The 17,188-nt window shown below is 66.2% G+C and carries 14 protein-coding genes; 3 read left to right on the top strand and 11 right to left on the bottom strand.

The window, feature by feature from the left end; translation table 11 throughout:
- Window positions 1–17: 17 nt before the first annotated feature.
- The 5 genes from OSB52_RS10285 to hpf form a co-directional block, all read right to left on the bottom strand.
- A complete protein-coding gene (locus OSB52_RS10285) occupies window positions 18–584 on the bottom strand; it encodes a DUF6912 family protein (protein ID WP_266061562.1) in 567 nt (188 codons plus the stop codon).
- 100 nt (window positions 585–684) lie between these two features.
- Window positions 685–2,193, bottom strand: coding sequence for a wax ester/triacylglycerol synthase domain-containing protein (locus tag OSB52_RS10280; protein WP_266061561.1), 1,509 nt, complete (start codon window positions 2,191–2,193; stop codon window positions 685–687).
- A gap of 81 nt (window positions 2,194–2,274) precedes the next feature.
- Window positions 2,275–2,862 carry an Rv3235 family protein gene (locus OSB52_RS10275; RefSeq protein ID WP_266061560.1) on the bottom strand — a complete coding sequence of 196 codons (588 nt, stop codon included), beginning with the start codon at window positions 2,860–2,862 and terminating at the stop codon, window positions 2,275–2,277.
- Between the two features lie 45 nt (window positions 2,863–2,907).
- Window positions 2,908–5,754, bottom strand: a complete 2,847-nt coding sequence (gene secA, locus OSB52_RS10270; RefSeq protein ID WP_266061559.1) for a preprotein translocase subunit SecA — start codon at window positions 5,752–5,754, stop codon at window positions 2,908–2,910.
- Between the two features lie 124 nt (window positions 5,755–5,878).
- Window positions 5,879–6,682 (bottom strand): ribosome hibernation-promoting factor, HPF/YfiA family, encoded by an 804-nt coding sequence (gene hpf / locus OSB52_RS10265; protein WP_235725032.1) that lies wholly within the window; start codon window positions 6,680–6,682, stop codon window positions 5,879–5,881.
- Between the two features lie 457 nt (window positions 6,683–7,139).
- On the opposite strand from hpf, the gene OSB52_RS10260 reads away from it, so the two are divergent.
- Window positions 7,140–7,841 carry a ComF family protein gene (locus OSB52_RS10260; RefSeq protein ID WP_266061558.1) on the top strand — a complete coding sequence of 234 codons (702 nt, stop codon included), beginning with the start codon at window positions 7,140–7,142 and terminating at the stop codon, window positions 7,839–7,841.
- A gap of 39 nt (window positions 7,842–7,880) precedes the next feature.
- Here the strand turns inward: OSB52_RS10260 and lpqB are convergent, their stop codons facing one another.
- From lpqB to mtrA, 3 genes are read right to left on the bottom strand one after another with little or no spacing between them, the layout of a single operon-like run.
- The gene (lpqB, locus tag OSB52_RS10255; protein WP_372475203.1) at window positions 7,881–9,653 is read right to left on the bottom strand and encodes an MtrAB system accessory lipoprotein LpqB; all 1,773 of its coding nucleotides are present in this window, start codon (window positions 9,651–9,653) and stop codon (window positions 7,881–7,883) included.
- Entirely contained in the window at window positions 9,640–11,466 is a 1,827-nt protein-coding gene (gene mtrB / locus OSB52_RS10250) for an MtrAB system histidine kinase MtrB (RefSeq protein WP_308191720.1), read from the bottom strand. The genes lpqB and mtrB overlap by 14 nt, the downstream gene beginning before the upstream one ends.
- Window positions 11,463–12,140, bottom strand: a complete 678-nt coding sequence (gene mtrA / locus OSB52_RS10245) for an MtrAB system response regulator MtrA (RefSeq protein ID WP_004023513.1) — start codon at window positions 12,138–12,140, stop codon at window positions 11,463–11,465. The genes mtrB and mtrA overlap by 4 nt, the downstream gene beginning before the upstream one ends.
- A 159-nt stretch (window positions 12,141–12,299) precedes the next feature.
- On the opposite strand from mtrA, the gene OSB52_RS10240 reads away from it, so the two are divergent.
- Both OSB52_RS10240 and OSB52_RS10235 read left to right on the top strand, forming a co-directional pair.
- Window positions 12,300–12,935 carry a dTMP kinase gene (locus OSB52_RS10240; protein WP_266061557.1) on the top strand — a complete coding sequence of 212 codons (636 nt, stop codon included), beginning with the start codon at window positions 12,300–12,302 and terminating at the stop codon, window positions 12,933–12,935.
- Window positions 12,936–13,002: 67 nt separating this feature from the next.
- Window positions 13,003–13,674, top strand: coding sequence for an Rv0361 family membrane protein (locus tag OSB52_RS10235; protein WP_266061556.1), 672 nt, complete (start codon window positions 13,003–13,005; stop codon window positions 13,672–13,674).
- A 170-nt stretch (window positions 13,675–13,844) separates the two neighbouring features.
- Here OSB52_RS10235 and ahcY read toward each other — a convergent pair whose 3' ends face one another.
- The 3 genes from ahcY to OSB52_RS10220 form a co-directional block, all read right to left on the bottom strand.
- Entirely contained in the window at window positions 13,845–15,317 is a 1,473-nt protein-coding gene (gene ahcY, locus OSB52_RS10230) for an adenosylhomocysteinase (RefSeq protein WP_266061555.1), read from the bottom strand.
- 67 nt (window positions 15,318–15,384) lie between these two features.
- Window positions 15,385–15,567, bottom strand: coding sequence for a methionine/alanine import family NSS transporter small subunit (locus OSB52_RS10225; RefSeq protein WP_235725023.1), 183 nt, complete (start codon window positions 15,565–15,567; stop codon window positions 15,385–15,387).
- A complete protein-coding gene (locus OSB52_RS10220; protein ID WP_266061554.1) occupies window positions 15,564–17,123 on the bottom strand; it encodes a sodium-dependent transporter in 1,560 nt (519 codons plus the stop codon). The genes OSB52_RS10225 and OSB52_RS10220 overlap by 4 nt, the downstream gene beginning before the upstream one ends.
- Window positions 17,124–17,188 lie beyond the last annotated feature (65 nt).

Below are 17,188 nucleotides of genomic sequence, written 5' to 3'. Positions count from 1 at the left end.
TGGCGGGCAGCCAACCGTCACAGCAGTTCGAGCAGGAACGGCAGCTCCTGAGTGGCATACCAGGCAAGGTCGAAGTCCTCCACGTCGCCGACCGCGAGCTCGGCGTCCTGGTCACCGAGGTCGGCGGCATCGATCACCACCGCCGCGGCCCGCACCTTGTCCTCGGCTTCGGCGACGTCGACGTGCACCGAGGCGATGTCACGCAGCGCCACCGGCCCGGAGATGCGAACGACCGCGTCGTCGAGTTCGGGATGCAACGTCACGTCGGCGACATCGGCAGCCACCACCACGCGACGCGGCGGAAGTCTCGGCGTGTCCCCCGGTTTCGTGGTGCGCTCGTCGGCTGTCAGGTCCGCATCGGCGGCGTCGTCGCCGGGTTCGGGAGCCTCGCCGGCGAGTAACCGCAGCGAGGCGCGCGCAGCCTCGCGCATCGCCACCTCGGCGAGTTCCTCGTCGTCACCGGATACGAACGCCTCGCGCAGGGTCGGGGTCAACGCGAAGCCGGTACCACCGACCGCGCGGAACTCGCCGACCTCGTTGAGCTCCATCAGCATCGCCAGTGTCGCCGGCAAGTACACCCTCATCCGCACCATCCCTCAACCACATCGGCACCCCGCTGTCAGATCAATCCACCACCCTATCGGCTCGTCGGCGCCGGCCCCGGTGGGCGGCCGACCCAGCGGATCACTTGGTGGCCAGGAGCTCCTCATATGCCTCGGTCACATAGTCGGTCATCGCCGGCAGATCGTTCATGACCCCGCGATCGGCGATGAACGCGAACTCCAGGTTGTCGCGGTAGTCGGTGATGCTGATGGCCAGCGCCCGCTGGGCCATCAACGTGGGGATCATGTACATCTCCGACACCGGGCACCCGTCCACGAACTTGTCGGCGACCGGCGATGTCCCCATCCCGACCGGCACGTTGTAGGCGCGGCGGTTCAGGCTGCGGAAGGCGCGCGAACTCAGCTCGGGAAAGGGCACCACACCCAATTCGGACAGGATCGGTTGCGGACCCATCGACAACCGTCGCGACGACTGCGAGTACCGATTGGCCAGGCCCGCCACCTGCGCCAGTCGCACCGCCGGATTGTCCTCCCCGACGGGCAGGTCGGTGACGAAGCTCGGTTTGCCCACGGCGATCCAGCGTGCCTCCGAATCGAGACGTCGCTCGACCCCGGGGTCACGCGCCGACAGTGGGAGCACCACGCGGACGGTGTCGGCGACGTTCACCGACTCGTCGAAGGACAGCATCCACCGGCGCATCACACCCGAGATGATCGCCAACTCCACATCGTTGACTGTGCAGTCGTAGCGGTCGGCGATCTTGGCGCATCCGCGACGTGGAACCGACGCCACCGCGAAGATCCGGGTAGACGTGGTCGAGTTGTTGAGTGGGCTCGACGGAGCCGAGTCGGAGAGTTGCTGGACGATGCTGCCCACCCGGCGCAACGCGTCCTCGGCAGTGGAGCGCACCTCGGCGACCACCGAGTTCCCGTGCATCAACGAGTCCAACAAATCGCCGGGCCGGGAGAACGCCTCGGCCACCGCACCCACCGCCAGCGACACCGAACCGGGCGGCGCTCCCGGCATCCACAGGTCTTCGGCGAGCGCTTCGACCTCCGGCTGTTCGTCGCAGATCGCCTCGCTGATCTCGAGGGCGGCCTCGTCATCGACCAGACATCGGTGGGTCTTGGTCAGAATTGCCTGCTGACCGTTTGGGAGTCCCTCGATCAGGTACATCTCCCAGAGCGGCCGGGTCCTATCGAGTGGTCGCGACATGACCCGCGCGATCAGATCCTGCAGCTGCGCGGTGTTTCCGGGGCGCGGCAGGCCGGAGCGGCGGATGTGGAAATTGATGTCGAAATCAGGGTCGTCGACCCACACGGGGCGGGCCAGCCCGAGGGTCACTTCGCGCACCACCTGCCGGTACCGGGGAATGGACTGCAACCGGTTCTCCACCAGCGCGACCAGGCTCGGGTAGTCGAGTGTCTGGGTGGTGGAGCCGCTGCGCGCAGATTTCTTCGCCGACCCGGATCTCGCGCCGTCACCTGACTGCTGTTCGGCCGCCGCAGTCGTGCCCGACTTCTCCGATTCGCCCGCGTCAACGATCAGCAGCGCTCCGAGGTGAGTCGTCGAACCCGTCTCGTCGAGGAAATAGAACATCGCTTCGCGCGGGGACAGCCGGTTGACCACGAGTGTGATCTTAGTGGTGCTGTCGGTGAGTTCGTCCGGACTGTGCTTGCTCGATCGGTGAGTCAGGTCGGGCAACGGACATCAGACCAGCGTGAAAGCAACCAGTTGCCAACGATATTCCGCGGCGCGGGTCAGCACCGGGTGTCGCGGGCCGGGCGTGGCGCGCACACGACACGGCAGCTGCTCGATGCGTGCGGCGAACGCCCGCACACGCATCCCGCGACGATAACTACCGAAGATCTCGGCGGTGCCGGGGCTGAGCATCTGCACGTGCACACGACGCAACGCGGCGGTGTCGCCGTCCACGCCACCGGGTGGTGTCAGGCGGATGAGCGCGGTGACCTGATCGATGAGATGCGCGGTTGCCAGCCCCTCGAGATGTGCCACGGTGCGCCGACGGTCGATGACCTCGAGGACCAGGGTGATGGTGCGGATGGCGTGTCGTCGGGCGTCGACTGTCGCCTTCGACAGTGCCCGACGCGGCCGGCGGGTCGGCTCATCGGGCACCGCGCCGGGCACCGTGGCGGGCGCGCTCGTGTCGGGAGCGCCGCCAGGGACCTCGTCGACGGGACGGGCCGGCGGCTCATAGGACGGTGCGGGTCGGATCAGGACTCGAGAGGGCTCCATATGAATCGGACGCATCAGGGTGCCCGCCGGTTCCGTTTCCACAGCAAATTTCTCGACAAATCCGCTGTCGCAGAACTCGGAGAAGCGTCAGCGACGCTTCTTCTTGGACTTCGGCGGCTTCTGCCGAGCGCCCTTGACGCTCTCTCGCGCGGCCGCGCGGCGTTCGCGACGCGTCGCCGAGACCAACGCCGGATCGTCGAGCTCCTCCTCTGCGGAGTGCACTTCGGTTCCGCCGCCCTCGGAGGGACCGGAGAATGTCATCGGCACCTCCGGCTGCTCCACGCCGACGGCGCGTAGCGCCGGAGGGACCTGCTTCTCGGGGGTTTCCGGCTCCTGCGTAGCGCTGCCGTTCGCGGCCGCGAAGTCGGCGACCTCGGGCGACGACAGGGTCGCCTGCGCGCCCGGCGTGGGGACTCGTGGCGGGGCCTGCTCGGTCTGCACCTGGACGTTGTAGAGGAAGCCCAGTGCCTCTTCCTTCAGACCGTCGAGCATCCCGTGGAACATGTCGAAACCCTCGCGCTGGTACTCCACCACCGGATCGCGCTGGGCCATCGACCGCAGATGGATACCCTCGCGCAGATAGTCCATCTCGTAGAGGTGGTCCTGCCACTTGCGGTCGAGCACGGTGAGCAGAATGGTGCGTTCGAGCTGACGCATCGCGCCTTCGCCGGCGATGGACTCGATTTCCTTCTCCCGGGCCTCGTAGGCGGCGCGTGCGTCGCCTACGAGTACGTCTTTGAGCTCCTCGGCGCTGATGTCGTCGCGTTCGCCGAATTCGTTCTCGCCGACGACCTCTTTGGGATCCAGCTGGATCGGGTACAGCGTCCGCAACGCCGTCCAGAGTTCGTCGAGGTCCCAATCCTCGGCGTACCCCTCGCCGGTCGCGCCTTCCACATACGCTCCGACGACGTCGTCGATCATCGTCTGGACCTGTTCACGGTGGTCTTCGCCCTCGAGGATGCGGCGGCGCTCGGAGTAGATCACCTTGCGCTGCTCGTTCATGACCTCGTCGTACTTGAGGACGTTCTTACGGACCTCGAAGTTCTGCTGTTCGACCTGGGTCTGCGCGCTCCGGATGGCCTTGGTGACCATCTTCGCCTCGATGGGCACGTCATCGGGCAGGTTGACGCGATTCATGATCGACTCGAGCGCGGCGCCGTTGAAGCGACGCATGAGTTCGTCACCGAGCGAGAGGTAGAAGCGCGACTCCCCTGGGTCACCTTGACGGCCGGATCGACCGCGCAGCTGGTTGTCGATACGACGGGACTCGTGGCGTTCGGTGCCCAGCACGTACAGGCCACCGGCCGCGCGCACCGCCTCGGCTTCCTCGGCCGCGGCCGCCCGGGCGACCTCGATGGCCTCGGGCCATGCGGCCTCGTATTCGTCGGGTGTGTTCACCGGGTCGAGCCCGGCCTTGCGCAACCGGGTGTCGGCGATGATGTCCGGGTTGCCGCCCAGCACGACGTCGGTGCCACGACCGGCCATGTTGGTGGCCACGGTGACCGCACCGGTACGGCCGGCCTCCGCGATGATCTGGGCCTCTTGCTCGTGGAACTTGGCGTTGAGGACGTTGTGCGGGATTCCGCGCTTGGTGAGCTGGCGCGAGAGGTACTCCGAGCGTTCGACGCTGGTGGTACCGATCAGGACCGGTTGCCCCTTCTCGTGGCTCTCGGTGATGTCGTCGACGACGGCGTCGAACTTGGCCTCTTCGGTCTTGTAGATCAGATCGACCTGATCCTTGCGGATCATCGGCTTGTTGGTGGGGATCGGCAGCACGCCGAGCTTGTAGATCTGATCGAACTCGGCGGCCTCGGTCTCCGCGGTTCCCGTCATGCCGGCGAGCTTGTCGTACATGCGGAAGTAGTTCTGCAGGGTGATCGTGGCCAGCGTCTGGTTCTCGGCTTTGATCTCGACGCGTTCCTTGGCCTCGATCGCCTGATGCAAACCTTCGTTGAATCGCCGTCCGTCGAGCACGCGGCCGGTGAACTCATCGACGATGAGCACGTCACCGTTGCGGACGATGTAGTCCTTGTCGCGATGGAAGAGCTCTTTGACCTTGATGGCATTGTTCAGGTAGCTGACCAGTGGGGAGTTGGCCGCCTCATACAGGTTGTCGATGCCGAGTTGATCCTCGACGAACTCGACGCCTGCCTCGTGCACGCCGATGGTCTTCTTCTTGATGTCGACCTCGTAGTGCACATCCTTTTCCAGCAGCGGCGCGATCCGCGCGAACTCGACATACCACTTGCTCGATCCCTCGGCGGGACCGGAGATGATCAGTGGGGTACGGGCCTCGTCGACCAGGATGGAGTCGACCTCGTCGACAATCGCGTAGTTGTGGCCGCGCTGCACCAGATCGGGCAGCGAGTGGGCCATGTTGTCGCGCAGGTAGTCGAAGCCGAACTCGTTGTTGGTGCCGTAGGTGATGTCGGCGGCATAGGCTGCGCGGCGCTGCTCGGAATTCATGCCGGTCAAGATCACCGCGGTGTCGAGACCGAGGAACCGGTGTACGCGGCCCATCCACTCGGCGTCGCGCTTGGCGAGGTAGTCGTTGACGGTGACCACATGCACACCGTCGCCCGATAGCGCGTTGAGGTAGGCCGGCAGCACACAGGTCAGCGTTTTGCCCTCACCGGTCTTCATCTCGGCGATATTGCCGTAGTGCAGGGCCGCGCCGCCCATGATCTGGACGTGGAAGTGCTTCTGTTCGAGCACTCGCCATGCCGCCTCACGCGCCACCGCGAACGCCTCGGGCAGCAACTCGTCGAGCGAGGCGCCGTCGGAGATGCGCTCCTTGAACTCGTCGGTCTTGGCCCGCAGTTCGGCGTCGGTCAGTGCCTCGACCTCGTCGGAGAGAGCCTCGACGTGCGACGCGATCGCATCGAGACGCTTGACCATCCGGCCTTCACCGACGCGCAGCAGCTTGTTCAGCACCGTGGATCGAGTCCCTCACTCTTGTCGACAACACACGAAATCCGGCCTGCAACGCAGTACAGGCCGGATTCCATGGTACTCAGGTCGCCTTAGTGCAACCTGATCGGTGTCGGGCTGATCGATGTCAGGCCAAACGGATCAGACCGTAGTCGAAGGCGTGGCGCCGATAGACGACCGACGGCCGGTCGGTTTCCTTGTCGTGGAACAGGAAGAAGTCGTGTCCGACGAGTTCCATTTCGTAGAGCGCGTCGTCCACCGACATGGGGACCGCCTCGTGCTCCTTGACGCGGACGACCTGACCTGGCTCATGGAGCTCGACACCGTCATCCCACTCCTGAGCGTTCGCATCGGCGCCGGCATCGGGTTGGGCAGTGAGCTGGCCATCACGAAGCGGGGGCGCGCCGATCTCGGTGGCCTCGGCCACCGACAGCGGACGGCGGTTGCCGTAGGACACCCGACGGCGGTCCTTCACCCGGCGGAGCCGGGATTCCAGTTTGTCGAGCGCGGCCTCGAGGGCGGCGTAGAAATTCTCTCCACACGCCTGGGCGCGCGCCTTGGGGCCTTTGCCCACCGCGGTGATCTCGACCTGTTGGCAGACCTTGGACTGTCGCCGATTGCGTTCGTGGTTCAGTTCGACGTCGAAACGGAAGATGGACGGATCGAAACGTTCGAGTCGGGCGAGCTTGTCTCCGACATAGATTCGGTAATGGTCTGGGATCTCGACGTTGCGTCCACTGATGTCGACCTTGGCATTGGGTTCGGCGGGTTCGTCGGCGGCGACGGAGCCGGCAGGTCGGACGAAGGCAAAACTGGGATCGAAGGCCTCGTCTGAGGTCGGACGGGCCTGCTTGGAGTCCGGGGTTGATTCGGGGGCTCGTTCACCGACCTTCGACTCGCGATGGCCTTTGCGGTGGATGACTGTTGACATAAACAACTACCTCCTTGTGGTGGTTCCCACCCGAGGACCGCAGTGTCACGACGCGACCTGATCCGATCCACCGGCACAGGCGGCATGATGCCGCTGGTGGAGGACGCCGATCAGGATGTACCACTCGCGTTTCTGCCGCCGGGCGCAGAACCCACGGCAGGAGAGGCTGGACAGCGACGTCAGACTCGTTGTCGCGCTGACACCTTCGTCGTCGGTAGGGAATCGAGTCCATGCCAGCCGACGGCTGACACTCAGTGGCAGGGGCCTCACCTCCTCGTGAAAAGCGGTGGCTACCTGTTGTGCCTTCGACCGTAGCCGGAAGTTCGCCTACTGGCCACGTTTCCGGGCAACAGACGCGTGTCACGGTTGTCCACCGGCGATTCGGTGCATCCCCAGATCTGTCGTCACCGCCTCGGCCGGCGCCGCGACGATCCACAAGCCCGGTCATACTCGACCGATGACCCGATGGCGCCCCGGCCTGGCCGGCCATGCCGTCGACGTCGCGCGCGCCGGGGTCGATCTGATGATCCCGACACACTGCGGCGGGTGCGATCTCCCCGGCATCGCGTGGTGCGCGCAGTGCGCGGCGACCCTGGCCGACTCCCCGGTGCGGCTCGAGCCCCGGGTGAAGGTCGGCGTGCCGGCATGGGCCCTCGGGCGTTACCGCGGGCCACACCGGGCCGCCCTGATCGCGGTCAAGGAGCACGGTCGTCGTGATCTGGTCGAGGAGCTCGCCGATGCCTTGGCGCGGGGGCTGGTGACGCTCGCCCAGTGGGGTGAGATCCCCGACCGCCACACCTTGACCTTGGTTCCCGCGCCCACCCGCGCCGCGTCGGCACGACGTCGGGGTGGAGATCCGGTGACCGCTATCGCCCGAGCCGCCGCTGTGCGCCTCGGACCCCGGGTGCGGGTGGCGGAGTTGCTCGTGACGGCCTCGCGGGCGCGGGACTCGGCAGGCCTCGATGCACGTGGACGGGTGGCCAATCTCACCGGCGCCGTCCACATGCGGCGCCGGGCGCGGACCCGGCCGCTGCCCGGCGGAACTCTGGTGCTCGTCGACGACATCCTCACCACCGGTGCCACCGCGGCCGAGGCGTCGCGGGTACTGTCCACCCACGGCCTGCGCCTCGCCACGGTCGTCGTGATCGCCGGCGCCTGACATGCTCCCTGGGCCGGGAGGTGTGTCAGGCGGGCCGGGTCATGGCAGGACCGGGATCACGTCCGGGGCCATCGCCGGTTCGACTTCCGTCCAGTACTGGTCGGGCTGCCCATTTGAGCTGCCCAGGCGCAGCACACCAAGGGTGTCCCCGACGTAGACGGTGGACTGGTCGGCGACGACGGCACGCACCGGCGGCGACAGGTTGCCCGACAGGAGTCCGACCGCGGGCGTGCCGTTGATCGACAGCTGGGCGACCGGGGACTCGACGGTGTCCCGGGCCACCATCAGGGTGGTGGGCGACGCCCAATCCAACGACACCGCCCGGTTACCGATGTTGTAGGCCGCGATTCGTGGGCTGGTCAGCGAGAGCCCGCCGTCGGCATTGGTGCTGACCACCGCGAAGACCACCTGGCCGCCGACGATGAGCGCCACCCGCACCCCGTCGGGGGCCACCTGCAACTCGGTGATCGCCCCACGCGCCACCGTGGCGATGGCGTCGGCGTTCACCGGGATGAGCCGTTCACTGTCGCCGGACTCGTCGCGCATCCATTGCACGGGTTGTCCGTCGACGACCGCCCAGACCGCGTTGGCGTCCTGCCCGAACGACGGCCGAGTGATCGAGACCCCGCTCGTCACGACCGCCGGATTCGCACCGTAAGGCCCGACGACCAGGTCGAATCGCCGTTCGGCGCGGGCGAGCACGGCCGCGTCGGTCTCGCCGTCGGCGGAGATCACCGCGGAGCGCACCGCGGTGCCCGAGCCGAGCGGGCCGTCGACGGGCACCGTGCCGGAGTCGGTGACCTTCAGCAATGCCCCCGACCGGATGATGTTGAGGCCGACATCGGTGGCAGGCACCGCGGTCGGGTCGAACGAGCGTACGTCGGTGGTCTGCCAGCCGGGCGCGCGCTCGGGGATCAGTGGACCGCCGTCGGCGTTGATCACGTACGGCCCGCCGATGTCGGCGGCGTCGAGGGTCCAGATGATCTGCGCCGCCAGCGCGGTACGGTCGCGGGTCGAACTGGAGCCGATACCGGTCAGTTCCACCCGCACGCCACCGTCGTTCAATGCGGTGACCGGCCCACGTAGTGCGGCACCGTTGGGGAAGCCGCTGTCGACGGCGTCTGCCAGGTCGGCAGCCGGCCCCGCGATCAGCCGGGTGAGCAGTTCGGTCGCCTCGGTGTCCTTGCCGGAGTAGAACCATCGTGGGTCCGCGACGAGGTGTTCGAGGCTGCGGTTGGTGAAGTACAGCGTGGCGCCGCGGTAGGCGGTCTCGAACTGGTTGCGGTCGAGCATCGTGCCGTTGGGCAGCGGACCGTCGATGCGCCATTGATCGCCGACCCGGGCCAGCGAGAGTGTGGTCTCGACCCGGCCTGTCGCCGGCAGCAGTTCCCCGTCGGTTTTCAGCGTGCCGACATTGTCGCCGATCAGACGCAACCGGACGGCGTCCTCACTGCGTTGGTCGACGAAGATGTTGATCTCGTCGATGATCAGCATGTCGCCTCGATCGTCCCACTGCTCCGACGAGGTGGTGGTGAGGAACTTGCGCGCAGCCTCGTGTCCGGAGTCCGGGTCGGCGGTGGCCTTGAGGAAGGCCCGCACCAGCGACTCCGGATCCATATCCGCCTGCGGGACCGGCACGGCATTGGTCGGCCCCTGGCGTTCGAACGCGGTGATCGGTTGAGGTGATGAACTGCTGGGGATCGATCCACAGGCACTCAGACCGCACAAGACTGCCAGCATCATCGCCAGCGTCGACACCGCACGATGCGCCGAGCCCCCGGCACCGGCCGGTGCGTGATCAACCGGCGCCATTGCCACCTCCCCCGTTGCTGCGCTGTGGCACGGTCGGGCCGTGTGGCCCCGATGGGTTCTGCGGCATAGATGTGCTTTGCGTTGCGGGTGGGTTCTGCGACGCGGGCGAGTTCTGCGGTGCTGATGCCGGGGTGTCGTCGGCACCCAACTCGGGCCCCGCGACCGGCTTCGGCGCGGTGCGCGCGGGTGACTGACGGCCCAGCCCCCCACCCACCGGTTTGAGCGGCAACGGGCTGCCGAGCACCTTGTGGCCCCGCACCAATGGCAGCGTCAGCCGGAAGCTGGCTCCGTTGCCGGGTTCTCCCCAGGCCTCCAGCCGGCCCTGGTGCAGGCGGGCGTCCTCGATGCTGATCGCCAGACCGAGCCCGGTGCCGCCGGAACGACGGAAGCGCGACGGGTCCGACCGCCAGAATCGGTTGAAGACGAGTTTTTCCTCCCCGGGCCGTAGTCCGATGCCGTGGTCTCGCACGGTGATGGCCACCGCGTCGCCGTCCGACCGCATCGTCAGCACCACAGGGCTGCGCTCACCGTGATCGATGGCATTGGCGAGCAGGTTCCGCAGGATCCGCTCGACGCGGCGGGGATCGATCTCGGCGATCACCGGTTCGGTCGGAAGGTCCAGCACCAACTCGGTTCCGGTCTCCTCTGCCAGGTGGCTGACCGTCGCGAGCGCACCGTCGATGGGGATCGCCATATCCATCCGCTCGGCGGCGAGTTCGGCCATACCGGCGTCGTGGCGCGAGATCTCGAGCAGCTCGTTGAGCAGCGTCTCGAAACGGTCGAGCTCCTTGTCGAGCAGCTCCACGGATCGTTTGCGCACCGGATCGAGTTCGTCGCGCCCCTCGTAGAGCACGTCACTGGCCATCCGCACCGTGGTCAGTGGAGTGCGCAGTTCGTGGCTGACGTCGGAGGTGAACTGTCGCTGCAGTCCACCGAACTCCTCGAGATGGGTGATCTGTTTCGACAGGCTCTCGGCCATATCGTTGAACGACATCGCCAGCCGCGCCATGTCATCCTCACCTCGAACCGGCATCCGCTCCTTGAGCCGGCCGTCGGCGAAGCGCACGGCGATGCGCGATGCGCTGCGCACCGGAAGCACCACCTGCCGCGACACGAGCCAGGCGATCGCGGCCAGCAGACCAAGCAACACGACGCCACCGGTGACCAGGGTGCCGCGCACCAGATCGACGGTGTTCTGTTCGCTGGTCAACGGGAACACGAGGTAGAGCTCGAGACCTGGCACCGATGCGTTGGTCGGTGTGCCGACGACGAGCGCGGGTTCCGACCCTCCGGACGCATTGGAGATCGAGGTGTATTGGTAGGCGACCTGCCCACCTTCGACCATGTCTCGCAGGTTGTCGGGGATCTCCGAGATCGGTCCGACGCCGCTGTCGCTCCCGTCGTCCTCGGTACCCGGCACCAGCAGCACCGTGTCGAAAGTGCCCACCGTTCCGGAGCTGTCGCTGGTGTCGACGTCACGGTCGGTGAGCAGCGATCGTGTCTGGCGCAGCCGATTCTGCACCGACATGTTGCCATCGCTGCTGGTCAGATCCCGTTCCACGGAGATCCGGGCGCGCTCGACCTCTTCGGTCGCCGCAGCGAGTTTCACATCGAGGAGCCGGTCGGTGATCTGACTGATCAGCACGAACACCAGGATGACGATCACAACGAACGACAGCACCAACGTCGAGACCACCACGCGCAGCTGGAGCGATCGCCGCCAGATCCTGCCGAAGGCACGACCGACGCTGCTCGCGACGCGGGTGACCCGCCCGAAGGTGCTGTTGACGCGACGTCGAGGACGGCCGATCACGGCGGGCCGGCCTTGTAGCCGACCCCCCTCACCGTCAACACGACCTCAGGATTTTCCGGGTCGGTCTCGACCTTGGCTCGGAGACGCTGGACATGCACGTTCACGAGTCTAGTGTCCGCGGGATGGCGGTAACCCCACACCTGCTCCAGCAGGACGTCACGGGTGAACACCTGACGCGGCTTACGTGCGAGTGCCACCAACAGATCGAACTCCAGCGGGGTCAGCGAGATCGGTACCCCATCCCGGGTGACCTTGTGCGCGGGGACGTCGATCTCGACAGGACCGATGGACAACAGCTCGGCCGGCTCCTCGTCGGTACGGCGCAGCCGGGCGCGCACCCGCGCGACCAGTTCCTTCGGCTTGAACGGCTTCACCATGTAGTCGTCTGCGCCGGATTCCAACCCGAGCACCACGTCGACGGTGTCGGATTTCGCCGTCAGCATGACGATGGGTACACCCGAATCGGCGCGCAGTACCCGGCACACGTCGATTCCGTTCATCCCCGGCAACATGAGGTCGAGCAACACCAAGTCGGGCCGGATCTCCCGAACCGCGGTCAAGGCCTGCGTCCCGTCACCGACGACAAACGGCTCGAAACCCTCGCCGCGCAGCACGATGGTGAGCATCTCAGCGAGTGCGGCGTCGTCGTCGACGACGAGGATGCGAGGCTTCATGCTCTCAATGGTGACACTTTCGTGACCCAACCGCGGAGATGACGCGCCGAACCGCACCGGTCCACCCATCCCTCCGGGACACTCCGGCGCCACACTCCTGCACGACGCACCGCCGCGCCTCGGCGGGTCGACCCACCCGCGGCCGTTACCATCGCGCTCGTGGGTCAACTCATTGCCGTCGAGGGACTCGACGGCGCCGGCAAGAACACCTTGGTCACCGAACTCGTCGACCGATGGCGCAGAGACGGACTCCGGGTCTGGACCGTGACGTTTCCGCGCTACGGAGAGTCTGTGACCGCAGATCTCGCCGCCGAGGCGCTGCACGGCCAACACGGCGACCTGCGCGAGAGTGTCTACGCGATGGCACTCATGTTCGCCCTCGATCGTGCCGACGCGGCCGACGAGATCCGCGCAGCCGTCGCCGCACACGACATCGTGCTCCTCGACCGGTACGTGGCGTCCAATGCCGCCTACAACGCCGCACGGCTGAGCCAGGACGCAGACGGCGAGATGGTCGAATGGGTCCGCGAGGTCGAGTTCCACCGATTTCGACTGCCGGTCCCCGACCACCATGTACTCCTCGGCGTGGCGCCCGAGGTAGCCCTCGACCGAGCGGCTCGTCGAGCCGCGACCGACGCCACCCGTCCCCGCGATCTCTACGAGCGGGACACCGACCTGCAACTTCGCGTGGATCACGTGTATCGGCAACTGGCCCAGTCGATGTGGATGTCACCGTGGTTGTCGACCGCGGACGGCGATCCGGCCGAACTCGCGCGACGTCTACTGGACGACTGAGCGCAATGCCCGCCGACGACGATTTCGATAGCCTGGGAGTTCCACCCCGCCGCGGGAAGGAGGGCGCATGACCCAACAGCCGCCGGATGGCCCGCAGCCGTTTCCGCCCGCACAGCACCCTCCGTACGGTCCCGCGCCGTGGCCGCCGCCCACCAACGGGCCGGGCGCAGGGCAGTTCGGCGGGTATCCGCCCACTCCGCAGCACGGCTGGGCGCCTGGGTATCGGCCGCCGTATCCTCCCCCACCGCCCCGCGGCCCGCGCGCCGGGATGATCGTCGGCGCGGTGCTCGGGGTCGTGACTATCGTCGTCATCATGGCCGCAGCGGTCGTGCTGACCGTCGCCACCGAGACCGACAACAGCTCCGCCGGCCGCGATCACCCCATCACACAAGGGGTCCCGACCGAGGAAACCGCGAACGCAGCCGATGCCGGCGCCATCCGCTCGGCCATGCAGATGTTCGTCGACGCGGTCAACTCACGCGACGTCGCCCGTATCCGGGCCTCGGTGTGTAGCGCGTTGCGTCCGCAGGTGACCACGCCCCTCGACATCACCGGAAACGTGGTCCTCGAAGAGTTGACCGATATCACGGTCACCGGGGATGCGGCCGCCTCGACGGTGTCCACACACGTCGAGCTCGGCAACCAACGCTCGATGACCAAACGCAACGACGAGAGCTTCGCCCGCGAAGACGGCACCTGGTACGTCTGCCCCGGCACCCAACTCGACATCGGCACGTAGGGTCCCGCCGACGGAACCCACTTTCACGTCGACAGAACCCCGAAAATCGCCGAGAGAAACCCACGGTCGGTGACCGTGTCGCGACTGTCGATCGCGGTGGGTTCTCTCGGCGATTTTCGGGGTTCTGTCGACCGCCGTGGGGCGAGTGACGAGGTTGGGTGCGGGGTGGGTCAGTAGCGGTAGTGCTCCGGCTTGTACGGGCCTTCGACGTCGACGTTGATGTACTCGGCCTGCTCCTTGGTGAGCTTGGTCATCGTGCCGCCGAGCGCCTCGACGTGGATACGTGCGACCTTCTCGTCGAGATGCTTGGGCAGGCGGTAGACCTCGTTGTCGTACTCGTCCTGCTTGGTCCACAGCTCGATCTGCGCGATCACCTGGTTGGAGAAGCTGTTGCTCATCACGAACGACGGATGGCCGGTCGCGTTGCCGAGATTGAGCAGACGCCCCTCGGACAACACGATGATCGACTTGCCGCTCTCGAAGATCCACTGATCCACCTGCGGCTTGACGTTGATCCGCTTGGCACCGGAGTTCTCGAGGCCGGCCATGTCGATCTCGTTGTCGAAGTGACCGATGTTGCCGAGAATTGCTTGGTTCTTCATCTGCCGCATGTGCGCCAGGGTGATGATCCCCAGGTTGCCGGTCGATGTGATGACGATGTCCGCGTCGGCGATTGCCTGCTCGACGGTCACCACGTCGAAACCGTCCATCAGCGCCTGCAGGGCGTTGATGGGGTCGATCTCGGTGACCTGGACTCGCGCTCCCTGTCCGGCAAGCGATTCCGCGCAACCCTTACCGACGTCACCGTAGCCGCAGATCAACACCTTCTTGCCACCGATGAGCACATCGGTTCCGCGGTTGATGCCGTCGATCAGCGAGTGCCGGGTGCCGTATTTGTTGTCGAACTTGCTCTTGGTAACCGAGTCGTTGACATTGATGGCCGGGAAGGTCAGCTCACCGGCGGCGGCAAACTGATACAGCCGCAACACACCCGTCGTGGTCTCCTCGGTGACACCCTGCACCGAGTCGGCGATGGTCGTCCACTTGGTCTTGTCGGTCTCGAAGCGGGACCGCAGCAGTTCCAGGAAGACCTTGTACTCAGCGGGATGGTCGTCCTCGGCGGGCGGGACCACACCTGCCTTCTCGAACTCGGCACCGCGCAGCACCAGCATGGTGGCGTCGCCACCATCGTCGAGGATCATGTTGGCCGGCTGGTCGGGCCAGGTCAGCATCTGCTCGGCGGCCCACCAGTACTCGGCGAGGGTCTCCCCTTTCCACGCGAACACCGGAACACCCTTGGGCTCCTGTGGCGTGCCGTGCGGACCGACCACGACCGCGGCGGCCGCGTGGTCCTGGGTGGAGAAGATGTTGCAGGAAGCCCAGCGAACCTCTGCGCCAAGCGAGACCAGCGTCTCGATCAGAACCGCCGTCTGCACCGTCATGTGCAGCGAACCGGAGATGCGAGCCCCCTTGAGCGGCAGCACATCCGCGTATTCGCGGCGCAGCGACATCAGACCGGGCATCTCGTGCTCGGCGAGTTCGATCTCTTTGCGGCCGAAATCCGCAAGTGACAGGTCGGCCACCTTGAAGTCGATCCCGTTGCGACTGTCTGCCGCAGGTGCGGAGTCCGCCACCGTGGTCATCTCGTCCCCTTCGTCTACCTTGTCGTCTGCCTTGTCTCTGGCAAGGCTATCCGACCGGGACGCGGGGCTAGGTGTCGCGGGTGGGATGCGGCAGATGCTCGCGTGCGATGTCGTCGGCGACGAGATCGGGGTCCTCGAACGGGCTGTCCGTCTTCTCCGGCCGCAGCCGGAGATTCACGATGCTGGCCGCAAGTCCGCCCCACACGATCACCATCGCGATGATCATCATGATGATGGCACCGGCGCTCATCGAACCGCCTCCTTCTCCGGCTTGGTGTCCAGTGGGGGCCACGGTTGGAATCCAGGATAGTCGCGGCCCCGCCACGACAGCAGGGTCAAGGCCACCGCACCGACGACGAGCAGCGCGATCGTGCCCCATCCGAACACTCCCAGATACCACTGCGGGTAGCCCTCGTAACCGTCGTTGATGATCGAGATGATCTTCTGCACCAACATCACGGTGAGGAACACCGGCCCGACGACGCCGATCAACGCAATCCACCAGCGTCCCAGCTGGAATGTCGACACCGCGTTGAGATGTCGACGCAACAGATCCGCGTCGCGCGCCAGCCACACCGTGAAGACCGTCATGATGATCGCCGAGGACACCACACCGATGTTGTTCGCGAACTGATCGACGGTGTCGAGTGCGATCAGTCCGGAGGTGGTGGAGAACAGGCCGATCGAGATCACGCCGCTCACGCCGGCGGTGATCACTGCGGCCACCACGCGTGACAGCCCGAACTTCTCCTGAAGCGAACTCGAGACGCCGATCAGCAACGAGATCAGGGAGGTGAAGCCGGCGACAACGAGCGAACCGAAGAACAACGCCCCCCAGAAGCTGGCGCCCGGCATCTCCGAGATCACCGCCGGGAAGGTGACGAACGACAAGATCGGGCCGGTCAGGCCCTCCAGGTCCGAGATCGCACTCTGCTGCTGGTAGGCCAAGAAGCCCAGTGCACTGAAGACGCCGATGCCGGCGAGGATCTCGAACGAGGAGTTCGCGAACGCCACCACCAGGCCCGAACTCGTCATATTCGCCTTGCGGCGCTGGAACGACGAGTAGGCGATCATGATGCCGAACGCGATCGACAGGGAGAAGAAGATCTGGCTGTATGCGGCGATCCAGACGTCGAGATCCGAGAGGGCCGACCAATCCGGACTGAACAGCGCGTTGAGGCCGTCAGCCGCGCCGGGCAGGGTGACGGCGCGCACGACGAGTCCGGCGAATCCGACGAACAACAACGGGATGAAGACCATGTTGATCTTCTCCACACCTCGGGCCACACCCAGGCACAGCACGGCCAGGATGGCCAACCACACGATCACCAGCGGCAGCGCGACGTTGCCGACGACCGTCGTGGAGATCTCCGGGTCACCCACCTGGAGGTAGTCGGAGAGGAAGAACGTCTGTGTGTCCTCACCCCAGCGCAGGTCGAACGAGTAGACGAAGTAGCTCATCGCCCAGGCGATCACCGCGGCGTAGTACACGCCGATCACGAACAGCAGTCCGGTCTGGAACCAGCCGATCGCCTCGGCGTGACGCCGGATGCGACGGAACGCCAGCGGCGCAACCGCGCGATATCGATGGCCGATTGCGTAGTCCAGGAACAGGATCGGAATGCCGGCGGTGAGCAGTGCGCACAGATACGGAACGATGAACGCTCCGCCACCGCTTTCGTAGGCAACGCCGGGGAACCTCCAGATGTTGCCGAGTCCGACCGCAGATCCGATCGCGGCCAGGATGAAGCCGGAGTTCCTGGTCCACGTCTCACGATTCGCGGTGCCAGCGTCGGGGTTGGCCACAGTTCCCTCCCTCGTCGGTTCTGCCCGACGCTATCGCACCGGTGGGGTCTGCGGGCGTCATTCGA

The organism is Gordonia aquimaris (genome assembly GCF_026262595.1).
Taxonomy (GTDB): Bacteria; Actinomycetota; Actinomycetes; order Mycobacteriales; family Mycobacteriaceae; genus Gordonia; species Gordonia tangerina.
This window is presented reverse-complemented; position numbering and strand designations above follow the sequence as displayed.

What these genes read in the sequence shown, in the direction of transcription:
- OSB52_RS10285 (WP_266061562.1), bottom strand. Translation starts at nt 584, where the DNA reads ATGAGGGTGTACTTGCCGGCGACACTGGCGATGCTGATGGAGCTCAAC.
- hpf (WP_235725032.1), bottom strand. Translation starts at nt 6,682, where the DNA reads ATGTCAACAGTCATCCACCGCAAAGGCCATCGCGAGTCGAAGGTCGGT.
- OSB52_RS10260 (WP_266061558.1), top strand. Translation starts at nt 7,140, where the DNA reads ATGACCCGATGGCGCCCCGGCCTGGCCGGCCATGCCGTCGACGTCGCG.
- lpqB (WP_372475203.1), bottom strand. Translation starts at nt 9,653, where the DNA reads ATGGCGCCGGTTGATCACGCACCGGCCGGTGCCGGGGGCTCGGCGCAT.
- mtrA (WP_004023513.1), bottom strand. Translation starts at nt 12,140, where the DNA reads ATGAAGCCTCGCATCCTCGTCGTCGACGACGACGCCGCACTCGCTGAG.
- OSB52_RS10235 (WP_266061556.1), top strand. Translation starts at nt 13,003, where the DNA reads ATGACCCAACAGCCGCCGGATGGCCCGCAGCCGTTTCCGCCCGCACAG.
- ahcY (WP_266061555.1), bottom strand. Translation starts at nt 15,317, where the DNA reads ATGACCACGGTGGCGGACTCCGCACCTGCGGCAGACAGTCGCAACGGG.
- OSB52_RS10225 (WP_235725023.1), bottom strand. Translation starts at nt 15,567, where the DNA reads ATGAGCGCCGGTGCCATCATCATGATGATCATCGCGATGGTGATCGTG.